The organism is Priestia sp. 40 (assembly GCF_049368575.1).
GTDB lineage: Bacteria > Bacillota > Bacilli > Bacillales > Bacillaceae_H > Priestia > Priestia zanthoxyli.
Genome location: NZ_JBMPZA010000005.1, coordinates 1,934,120 through 1,945,000 on the forward strand (window position 1 = coordinate 1,934,120; position 10,881 = coordinate 1,945,000).

Here is a 10,881-nt window from a genome sequence, read left to right on the forward strand (position 1 = left end):
TATAAGGATGCGGTAGAAAAACAACAGCTATTAAAGGCTTTTCTTCTATTGTTTATTAATCGTTTTGTCTATGTGTAAGTAATTTGCCACGCTTAAAGACATGCTGCAAGCTGCTTTTAATTTCTTCATAGCTCATTGTTGCAGCAGGCTGCCTTGCAATTACAATATAATCTTTGTCTTGCTTTAAATACGGTGTGAATTCAAACATAATTTGTTTAGCAAGGCGCTTAACTCGATTACGAGTCACGGCATTTCCAATCTTTTTGCCCACCGAGAATCCTACGCGGAAATGTTCTTGATCCGGTTTGTCTAGAACATACAAGACAAATTGGCGATTCGCTACGGACTTGCCCTTTTTAAAAACTGTTTGAAATTCATCATTCTTTTTTATACGATATCTTTTTTTCATTTTTAACAACTCCTGCCCTTTTTCAGGTCATGCTCTTATGTAGTCCCTACAGGAACAGAGGTGATTTTAGCCTTATAAAGCGAAAAAAGACCACTGGCGTCAGTGGTCTATTATGCTGATAATACTTTTCTTCCTTTACGACAACGACGAGCTAAAACTTTACGTCCATTCGCTGAGCTCATACGAGCGCGGAAACCGTGTACTTTACTGTGCTTACGTTTGTTTGGTTGGTAAGTTCTTTTCATCTATAAACACCTCCTCGAGGAATAACTGAAAAAGACAGTCCTTGCAATTATAATGAAAAGACTAAGAAGATGTCAATGTTATTTAAAAAATAAAATTTTCAATCTCTTGGTTTCATTATCTGTTTTACTCAATCTTCTTCATTCTAATATCTTTATAACCCAATTGTCTATACCTAATCAATAAAATTCATTGATTTATTAAAGAAAAAATTTTTCCTTTTCATCACTTTTTCTTTCTCTACCAGCTGCGATCACATCGTTACTGAACAAAACTACAACAATAAATGTTATAAAAAGCCTCTTTTTTATTCAAATTCTTCTCTTAAACCTTTGTGGATAAGTTTTTTCGACATTTTTCTACTTCTCCATTCCTTATCGACAACTCATGCACACTATCTTGTGTTGTGGAAAACTTTTCTCCACAAGGTGTAGTGATTGTGGATAAGTTTCGAAAATTCATTGCATCATGCCGAATTCTTTGATATTATATTTTTGTTTTCACTCTTAATTACTTTTCCACAGTTGGTTTTTATCCACAAACTGTGGACAACTTGTGGACATCATTTCCACTATCACTGTATAAAGTTATCCACACCATGTGGAATCTGTCGAATAGTCGACTTTCTTCTATAATATATATTTACCCACATAATAGCAATTGTATAAATATAAATTTTTTATGCATAAGGTTTTGTACAGGTTGTACAAGAGTTGTACAAAGCGCATGAAAGCTAGAAAAAGGAGGGATTGCTCGTTGGAAAACATTCATGATTTATGGAATAGAGCTTTAGATCAAATTGAAAAAAAATTAAGCAAACCTAGTTTTGAAACCTGGCTCAAATCGACAAAAGCTCATGCTTTACAAGGAGACACGCTGATTATTACTGCGCCTAATGATTTTGCACGGGACTGGTTAGAATCTAGGTATTCTAATTTAATTGCTGAAACACTTTACGATCTTACGGGGGAAGAGTTAGATGTGAAATTTATTATTCCTCCTAACCAGGCCGAGGAAGAATTCGATATTCAAACTCCTAAAAAGAAAGTCAATAAAGACGACGGAGCAGAATTTCCTCAAAGCATGCTAAATTCGAAGTATACCTTTGATACATTTGTTATCGGATCTGGAAACCGGTTTGCGCATGCAGCTTCTTTAGCAGTAGCAGAAGCGCCGGCTAAAGCGTATAATCCGCTTTTTATTTACGGGGGAGTAGGATTAGGCAAAACACACTTAATGCATGCAATAGGCCACTATGTGTTAGATCATAATCCTGCCGCTAAAGTTGTGTACTTATCATCTGAAAAATTCACAAATGAGTTTATTAACTCTATTCGTGATAATAAAGCAGTAGAATTTCGCAACAAATACCGTAATGTAGATGTTTTACTGATTGATGATATTCAATTCTTAGCAGGTAAAGAGCAGACGCAAGAAGAATTTTTCCATACGTTTAATACGCTTCACGAAGAAAGCAAGCAGATTGTCATCTCAAGTGATCGACCGCCGAAAGAAATTCCTACACTTGAAGACCGACTTCGCTCTCGCTTTGAATGGGGCCTTATTACAGACATCACACCACCAGATTTGGAAACACGAATTGCTATTTTGCGTAAAAAAGCAAAAGCAGACGGCTTAGTTATTCCAAATGAAGTTATGCTTTATATCGCCAATCAGATTGATTCAAATATCAGAGAATTAGAAGGAGCACTTATTCGTGTAGTAGCTTATTCTTCACTAATTAATAAAGATATAAACGCTGATTTAGCAGCAGAAGCATTAAAAGATATCATTCCTAGTTCAAAACCTAGGGTTATTACGATTCAAGACATCCAACAGATTGTTGGACAAGAATTTAATATAAAATTAGATGATTTCAAAGCGAAGAAACGTACAAAGTCAGTAGCGTTTCCTAGACAAATTGCCATGTACCTTTCTCGCGAACTAACGGATTTTTCACTGCCTAAAATTGGAGAAGAGTTTGGCGGGCGAGACCATACTACTGTCATCCATGCTCATGAAAAAATCTCAAAACTTGTTCAAACAGATACTGACCTACAAAAACAAATTAAAGAAATCAGTGAATCACTAAAAATATAGGCTTTTTTTACTTGTATTTTGTGTATAAGTGAGTTAGGATTGTACACAGTCTGTCCACATGTGGATAGGCTGTGTTCTCACGTTTTTAGGGGTTATCCACATTTCCACAGCCCCTATTACTACTACTATCTTAAAATATAATAAATAATAAGCTTTTAAACCTACTTTTAAGGAGGATTAATTATTATGAAATTTATCATACAGAAAGACTACCTAGTTCAAAGCGTTCAAGACGTTATGAAAGCTGTATCTTCTAGAACAACAATTCCAATTTTAACAGGGATTAAAATTGTAGCGACTGAAGAAGGTGTTACTTTAACCGGAAGTGATTCCGATATCTCTATTGAATCGTTTATTCCAAACGAGGAAGAAGGAAAAGAGATTGTTGATATCCAAAAACCAGGAAGCGTTGTTCTCCCAGCTCGTTTCTTTAGTGAAATCGTCAAAAAGCTTCCTAAAGACATCGTAGAATTGGACGTCCAAAGTCACTTTTTAACAATCATTCGTTCAGGAAAAGCTGAATTTAATTTAAATGGTTTAGATGCAGAAGAGTATCCTCATTTACCACAGATCGAAGAAAACAACATGTTTAGATTACCGACAGACTTATTAAAAAACATGATTCGACAAACTGTCTTTGCAGTGTCCACCTCAGAAACACGACCTATCTTGACAGGTGTAAACTGGAAAGTCGACGGCAAAGAATTAACGTGTATTGCCACTGACAGTCATCGTCTAGCTTTGCGAAAAGCGACCATTGAAACTGGAAATGAAGCAACGTATAATGTGGTTATTCCAGGTAAAAGTTTAAGTGAATTCAGTAAGATCCTTGATGATTCTCATGAATTAGTAGACATCGTTATCACGGAAAATCAAGTATTATTCAAAACAAAACACTTACTATTTTTCTCAAGATTACTGGACGGAAATTATCCTGACACTTCAAGATTGATCCCAGCCGATAGTAAAACGGATGTTATATTGAACGTAAAAGAATTTTTACAATCGATTGACCGTGCTTCTTTATTAGCTCGTGAAGGAAGAAACAACGTAGTAAAACTATCTACGCTGGATGAAGGAATTGTTGAAATTTCTTCTAACTCTCCTGAAATCGGAAAAGTAATTGAAGAGGTACAAAGTCAGTCTATCTCAGGAGAAGAATTAAAAATTTCTTTTAGCGCAAAATATATGTTAGACGCATTAAAAGCGCTCGAAGGAACAGATATCAAAATTAACTTCACTGGTGCGATGCGTCCATTTGTCATTCGAACATTAGAGGATGATTCAATGCTGCAGCTGATTTTACCAGTGCGAACATATTAAATCTCAGAAAGCTACTAGCATGCCGTACTAGTAGCTTTCTTTTCTCAAGAAGAATTATTTAGTAAAATAGAGATACATCATTAGAAAGTGAGAGAGTCGCATGAAAACAGAGGTTAAAATTTCAACTGAATACATTACGCTTGGCCAGTTTTTAAAACTAGCAGACGTCATTCAAACAGGTGGAATGGTAAAATGGTTTTTAAGTGAGCACGAAGTATATGTGAACGGGGAGCTAGAAGAGCGCCGCGGACGTAAATTATATGCAAATGACGAAGTGGATATACCGGCTGCAGGATCATTTGTTGTTATTACTTAAAGTTGGTGAAACGTTTGTATATTAAAGAAATTACTTTAACAAATTACCGAAACTATACGAAGACAACGATTCCCTTTGAAAATAAAGTAAACGTCATTTTGGGTGAAAACGCACAGGGTAAAACAAACGTGATGGAATCGATCTTCGTATTATCTATGGCTAAATCTCATCGTACGTCCAACGATAAAGAATTAATTAAATGGGACTGTGAGTATGCAAAGCTATCGGGCATTGTAGAAAAGCATAGAGGGCCCGTTACACTGGATTTAGTTATCTCAACAAAAGGGAAAAAAGCAAAATATAATCACATTGAGCAGAAAAAACTCAGTCAATATATAGGGTCAATTAACACTGTCATGTTTGCTCCGGAGGATTTGAACCTAGTTAAAGGGAGTCCGCAAGTAAGGCGCAAATTTATCGATATGGAAATTGGTCAAGTTTCGCCTGTTTACATGCATGATTTAAGCAGGTATCAAAAGATTTTGCAGCAAAGAAATCAATATTTGAAGCAGCTGCAGACCAAAAAACAAACGGATCTTTCACTTTTAGACGTACTTACGTTACAGTTAAGTGAAATGGCGGCGAAAATCTTAAAAAAACGTTTTGAGTTTTTACAGTTACTCCAACAGTGGGCAGAGCCTATTCATAAAGGGATCAGTCGAGACTTAGAAACATTAAAAATTGAGTATAAGAATTCAATTGATGTATCAGAAGATGCAGATTTGTCGAAAATGTTAGAAGCATATCATCAAAAGTTTGATAAAATAAAAAGTAGAGAAATTGATAGAGGTGTCACCTTAGCAGGACCACACCGTGATGATCTTCTTTTCTACGTTAATGAAAAAGACGTTCAAACATTTGGTTCACAAGGGCAGCAGCGAACGACTGCTTTATCGTTAAAGCTTGCTGAAATTGAGTTAATTCATCAAGAAGTAGGTGAATATCCAATTTTGCTTTTAGATGACGTATTGTCTGAATTAGATGATTTTCGTCAATCACACTTGCTAAATACCATTCAAGGAAAAGTTCAGACGTTTGTAACGACAACGAGCATTGAAGGAATTCATCACGAGACCTTAGAAAAAGCGGCTACATATCATGTAGAAGCTGGCCAAATTCAAAAGGTCAAATAGCAATTGATCTGTCTAAAAACTTTTCACAAGGCAATCTAACTGAAATATGATATCATTATAGTTTTAAGTCTATATATTTCAACTCGTACCCTCGATTATGAAAATTTTTTGCATAAGTAAACAAATGGCAAATACATTAAAGGCTCCGTATTATTTCCACATAATATTCGAAAAACATAATACAAAATGATAAATACAGCAGTTTGCTGTTAAAAAAAAGTGTAGGTGATACATTTGACGATGGAACAAAAAGAAGTACAAGCATATGAAGCTGATCAGATACAAGTATTAGAAGGATTAGAAGCTGTTCGTAAACGTCCCGGGATGTATATTGGATCGACGAGCGCAAAGGGTTTACATCATCTTGTATGGGAAATTGTAGATAATAGTATTGATGAAGCGCTGGCCGGCTATTGCGATGAAATTAATGTTATTATCGAAAAGGATAATAGTATTACAGTCAAAGATAACGGTCGTGGAATTCCAGTTGGTATTCAAGAAAAAATGGGCAGACCTGCTGTTGAAGTTATCTTAACGGTTCTTCATGCCGGAGGTAAATTTGGCGGCGGCGGCTATAAAGTATCTGGTGGATTACACGGTGTAGGTGCCTCAGTTGTTAACGCACTTTCTACCTCTTTGGAAGTACACGTACATCGTGACGGTAAAGTTCATTATCAAAAATATGAACGAGGTGTACCGGCTGCTGACTTAAAAGTAGTTGGAGAAACAGATAAAACAGGTACTGTTATTCAATTCCATCCAGACGGTGAAATTTTTACAGAAACGCTTGAATACGATTTTGATACGTTAGCTAATCGTCTGCGTGAGTTAGCTTTCTTAAACCGCGGCATTAAAATTACGATTGAAGACAAACGTGAAGAAGATAAAAGACGTGAATACCATTACGAAGGCGGAATTAAGTCTTACGTTGAACACTTAAACCGTTCGAAAGAAGTGATTCACGAAGAGCCGATCTATATTGAAGGTAATCGAGACAACATTTCTGTAGAAATTGCTATTCAATATAACGATAGCTACACAAGTAATTTATATTCTTTCGCAAATAACATTCACACATATGAAGGTGGAACGCACGAAGCAGGATTTAAAACAGCGTTAACGCGTGTAATTAACGACTATGCACGTAAAAACAGCGTATTTAAAGATAGTGACGCCAATTTAACGGGTGAAGATGTTCGTGAAGGAATTACAGCTATTATCTCTATTAAGCACCCAGATCCGCAGTTTGAAGGACAAACAAAAACAAAGCTGGGAAATAGTGAAGCAAGAACAATTACTGACTCTGTGTTTGCAGAACACTTAGAAACTTACTTGCTAGAGAACCCTATTGTGGCGAAAAAGGTAATTGAAAAAGGTTTAATGGCTGCAAGAGCAAGAATGGCAGCTAAAAAAGCTCGTGAGCTTACAAGACGTAAAAGCGCGCTTGAAATTTCAAACTTACCGGGTAAATTAGCAGATTGTTCATCAAAAGATCCTTCTATTAGCGAACTCTATGTAGTAGAGGGTGACTCTGCCGGAGGTTCAGCTAAGCAGGGAAGAAGCCGCCATTTCCAAGCTATTTTGCCTTTGCGCGGTAAAATTATCAACGTAGAGAAAGCGCGTTTAGATAAAATTTTATCTAATAACGAAATTCGTACAATCATTACCGCTCTAGGAACGGGTATTGGTGACGATTTTGATATTTCGAAAGCCCGCTACCATAAAATTGTGATTATGACAGATGCAGACGTAGATGGTGCGCATATTCGTACGCTTCTTCTAACGTTCTTCTATCGCTATATGAGACAGATTATTGAGCACGGATATGTGTACATTGCCCAGCCGCCGCTTTACAAAGTTTCACAAGGTAAAAAAGTAGAGTACGCGTACAACGATCGTCAATTAGAAGAGGTATTAGCTTCTTTCCCTGAAGGCGCAAAACCAAACCTTCAGCGTTACAAAGGTTTAGGAGAGATGAATCCTGAACAATTATGGGAAACAACAATGGATCCAGAATTCCGTACCCTTCTTCAGGTGAACTTGCAAGATGCAATTGAAGCTGATGAGACATTTGAAATTTTAATGGGCGACAAAGTAGAACCGCGCCGTAATTTCATTGAAGAAAATGCTCAGTACGTAAAAAATCTCGATATTTAAATGAACGGTAATACCCTTTATATTTTTTATAAAGGGTATATAAACGTCAGGATAGAGATAGGTTCTATCCTGCGTTTACATATATATGAATTACTATACTGAACTTCGCGAAGGAGGTTCTTATCGATGTCAGATAAACCAAACTCTCAAATAAGAGAAGTAAATATTAGTCAAGAAATGCGCGCATCCTTTTTAGATTATGCAATGAGCGTAATTGTATCGCGTGCTTTACCAGATGTAAGAGACGGACTTAAGCCCGTGCACCGTCGTATTTTATATGCAATGAATGATTTAGGTATGGGATCGGATAAGCCATATAAAAAATCAGCTCGTATCGTAGGAGAAGTAATTGGTAAGTATCACCCACACGGTGACTCAGCTGTATATGAAACAATGGTTCGTATGGCACAAGATTTTAGCTATCGTTATATGCTAATTGACGGTCACGGAAACTTTGGATCTGTTGATGGAGATGCAGCAGCAGCTATGCGTTATACAGAAGCAAGAATGTCAAAAGTTTCGATGGAACTGTTACGTGACATCAATAAAGATACAATTGATTATCAAGATAACTATGACGGTTCTGAACGTGAACCAATTGTATTACCTGCTAGATTTCCAAATTTACTTGTAAACGGTTCAGCCGGAATTGCGGTAGGTATGGCGACAAATATTCCTCCGCATCAGTTAGGGGAAGTCATTGACGGCGTTTTAGCTGTAAGTCAAGACCCTGATATCACAATTGCAGAGTTAATGGAGATTATTCCAGGACCGGATTTCCCAACTGCAGGACAAATTCTTGGCCGCAGCGGGATTCGTAAAGCTTATGAAACTGGGAAAGGTTCTATTATTGTTCGCGCAAAAGTAGAAATTGAAGAACAAAACAATGGTAAACAAACTATTATTGTTCATGAACTTCCATACCAAGTAAATAAAGCAAAGCTAATTGAAAAAATTGCCGAGCTAGCTCGTGATAAGAAGATTGATGGAATTACGGACTTACGAGATGAGTCTGACCGTTCGGGTATGCGTATTGTTATTGAAGTAAGACGTGATGCAAATGCAAATGTTTTATTAAATAACTTATATAAGCAGACATCTCTTCAAACAAGTTTTGGTATTAATACTCTTGCATTAGTAGATGGACAGCCAAAAGTATTGAACTTAAAGCAATGTCTACAGTACTATTTAGACCATCAGGTAGTGGTGATTCGTCGTCGTACTGAATTTGAACTTCGAAAAGCCGAAGCACGTGCGCATATTTTAGAAGGTTTAAAGATTGCTCTTGATAATTTAGATGCTGTTATTGCTTTAATTAGAGGTTCTCAAACAACAGATATTGCACGTGAAGGATTAATGACGCAGTTTTCGTTATCTGAAAAACAAGCGCAAGCTATTTTGGATATGCGCCTGCAGCGTTTAACAGGATTAGAGCGAGAGAAGATTGAAGCGGAATATCAATCTTTATTAGCGCTGATTGCTGAATTAAAAGCTATTTTAGCAGATGAAGAAAAAGTATTAGAAATTATTAGAGAAGAACTAATAGAAGTAAAAGAAAGATTCAATGACGGCCGTCGAACAGAAATCGTAAGCGGAGGAGCTGAAATTATCGAAGACGAGGATCTGATTCCTCGCCAAGATATTGTTATTAGCTTAACGCACAACGGCTATATTAAACGTTTGCCTGTTTCTACGTATAAGAGTCAGCGAAGAGGCGGAAGAGGTATTCAAGGAATGAATACAAACGAAGATGATTTCGTTGAACATCTTCTAACAACGTCTACTCATGATACGATTCTCTTCTTTACAAATAAGGGAAAAGTTTACCGTACGAAAGGATACGAAATTCCAGAGTATGGAAGAACAGCTAAAGGGATACCTATTATTAACTTATTAGAAGTAGACAAAGGTGAATGGGTAAATGCCATCATTCGCGTCGATGAATTTGTAGACGATTGGTATCTATTCTTTACTACAAAACAAGGAATTTCTAAGCGTACACCTTTATCTTCTTTTGAGAACATTCGAAATAGCGGACTTATCGCCTTGAATTTAAGAGAAGAAGATGAATTGATTTCTGTTAAATTGACAGATGGTAAGCGCGATATGGTTATTGGAACGAAGAAGGGTATGTTAATTCGTTTTAATGAAAATGATGTTCGTTCAATGGGACGTACAGCTACTGGAGTTAAAGGTATTACTCTCGATTCAGAAGATGAAGTAATCGGTATGGAGATTCTCGAAGAACAATCAGATATCTTGATCATTACGAAAAATGGTTACGGAAAACGTACGCCGATTGAGGAATATCGTGTACAAACAAGAGGCGGTAAAGGTTTAAGAACATGTAATATCACTGATAAAAATGGTGATGTTGTTGCATTGAAATGCGTATCTCAAGAAGAAGATATTATGCTTATCACAGTAAGCGGCGTTCTTATCCGCGTTTCTGTTTCAGATATTTCACAAATGGGCCGTAACACACAAGGTGTCAAAGTCATCCGTTTAGGAGACGAAGAGTTTGTTTCAACGGTTGCAAAAGTACAAACTTCAGAAGATGAAGACGAAGTATTAGATGAACTAGATGAACATGAAGAGACAGATGTAATAATTGAAGCTGAAGAAACGGAAGAATAAAAAAAGCCCCTGAAAAAGCAGGGGCTTTTTTTATGTAAAAAAACCTTGCCATAGGCTTTTTATTTTGGTAATATATAAAAAGTCAGCAAAACACATATAAGTTTTTTAGTAGTTTTAAAAAAAGTTATATAAAAGTGTTGACAATGATTCTTATAAAGTGTTATTATATAGGAGTCGCTTTAAGACAAGAGTTCTTTGAAAACTGAACGAAATAGTAAACGTCAACGTTAATTTTTATTTTTTAAATGAGCAAGTCAAACATTTCTTCGGAGAGTTTGATCCTGGCTCAGGATGAACGCTGGCGGCGTGCCTAATACATGCAAGTCGAGCGAACTGATTAGAAGCTTGCTTCTAAGACGTTAGCGGCGGACGGGTGAGTAACACGTGGGCAACCTGCCTGTAAGACTGGGATAACTTCGGGAAACCGAAGCTAATACCGGATAGGATCTTCTCCTTCATGGGAGATGATTGAAAGATGGTTTCGGCTATCACTTACAGATGGGCCCGCGGTGCATTAGCTAGTTGGTGAGGTAACGGCTCACCAAGGCAACGATGCATAGCCG

8 protein-coding genes and 1 rRNA gene (1 of these 9 running past the window's edge) are annotated in these 10,881 nt (G+C 36.8%); 7 read left to right on the forward strand and 2 right to left on the reverse strand.

What is annotated here, in order from left to right; all coding sequences use genetic code 11:
- Positions 1-55: 55 nt before the first annotated feature.
- Both rnpA and rpmH read right to left on the reverse strand, forming a co-directional pair.
- A complete protein-coding gene (gene rnpA, locus ACO1DI_RS11105) occupies positions 56-409 on the reverse strand; it encodes a ribonuclease P protein component (RefSeq protein WP_013059929.1) in 354 nt (117 codons plus the stop codon).
- Between the two features lie 110 nt (positions 410-519).
- Positions 520-654 (reverse strand): 50S ribosomal protein L34, encoded by a 135-nt coding sequence (gene rpmH / locus ACO1DI_RS11110; RefSeq protein WP_423145236.1) that lies wholly within the window; start codon positions 652-654, stop codon positions 520-522.
- A 754-nt stretch (positions 655-1,408) separates the two neighbouring features.
- Here rpmH and dnaA point away from each other — a divergent pair.
- The 7 genes from dnaA to ACO1DI_RS11145 form a co-directional block, all read left to right on the forward strand.
- On the forward strand, positions 1,409-2,752 hold the full coding sequence (gene dnaA / locus ACO1DI_RS11115) for a chromosomal replication initiator protein DnaA (protein ID WP_014462075.1): 1,344 nt from the start codon (positions 1,409-1,411) through the stop codon (positions 2,750-2,752).
- 186 nt (positions 2,753-2,938) lie between these two features.
- Positions 2,939-4,075: a DNA polymerase III subunit beta gene (gene dnaN, locus ACO1DI_RS11120; RefSeq protein ID WP_013054821.1), complete on the forward strand. Its 1,137-nt coding sequence runs from the start codon at positions 2,939-2,941 to the stop codon at positions 4,073-4,075.
- A 100-nt stretch (positions 4,076-4,175) separates the two neighbouring features.
- Entirely contained in the window at positions 4,176-4,391 is a 216-nt protein-coding gene (gene yaaA, locus ACO1DI_RS11125) for a S4 domain-containing protein YaaA (protein ID WP_013054822.1), read from the forward strand.
- Between the two features lie 14 nt (positions 4,392-4,405).
- Positions 4,406-5,524 (forward strand): DNA replication/repair protein RecF, encoded by a 1,119-nt coding sequence (gene recF / locus ACO1DI_RS11130; protein WP_013054823.1) that lies wholly within the window; start codon positions 4,406-4,408, stop codon positions 5,522-5,524.
- A 240-nt stretch (positions 5,525-5,764) separates the two neighbouring features.
- The gene (gyrB, locus tag ACO1DI_RS11135; RefSeq protein ID WP_028411910.1) at positions 5,765-7,681 is read left to right on the forward strand and encodes a DNA topoisomerase (ATP-hydrolyzing) subunit B; all 1,917 of its coding nucleotides are present in this window, start codon (positions 5,765-5,767) and stop codon (positions 7,679-7,681) included.
- 126 nt (positions 7,682-7,807) lie between these two features.
- Positions 7,808-10,318, forward strand: coding sequence for a DNA gyrase subunit A (gene gyrA / locus ACO1DI_RS11140; protein WP_033580879.1), 2,511 nt, complete (start codon positions 7,808-7,810; stop codon positions 10,316-10,318).
- Positions 10,319-10,581: 263 nt separating this feature from the next.
- Positions 10,582-10,881 (forward strand): 16S ribosomal RNA (locus ACO1DI_RS11145) (it continues 1,252 nt past the right edge of the window).